We start from the raw sequence: 255 nt of genomic DNA, 5'->3' as shown, positions 1-255 counted from the left end.
CCTTCGAGCGCGCCAGGAAGGGCTGACAGGGCTCCTCTGTCACGCCTTGACGTTGACCGAGGCCGGGAAGGTCGGCGCGCGGCGGCGGCGCGAGGCCTGCTCGGAGGCGTTGGCCATGCCGATCAGGCTGGCTTCCGTGATGGCGCCGCCGACGAACGACAGGCCGACCCGCAAGCCGTGGGCCTGGCCGGCCGGCACCGTGATGTGCGGATAGCCCGCCACCGCGGCCGGCCACGAGAAGCTCATGCCGAAGTG

Annotated in this window: 1 pseudogene; it reads right to left on the bottom strand. The window is 72.5% G+C overall.

Annotated features, from left to right (window positions below):
• Nucleotides 1–39: 39 nt before the first annotated feature.
• Nucleotides 40–255 (bottom strand): annotated as a pseudogene (locus tag KVT32_RS30715) (amidase); the annotation flags it as partial.

It is taken from the genome of Achromobacter sp. GbtcB20, assembly GCF_019091095.1.
Taxonomy (GTDB): domain Bacteria; phylum Pseudomonadota; class Gammaproteobacteria; order Burkholderiales; family Burkholderiaceae_B; genus Achromobacter; species Achromobacter mucicolens.
Note: the sequence above shows the minus strand (reverse complement) of the source record. Positions and strands in the feature narration are given on the sequence as shown.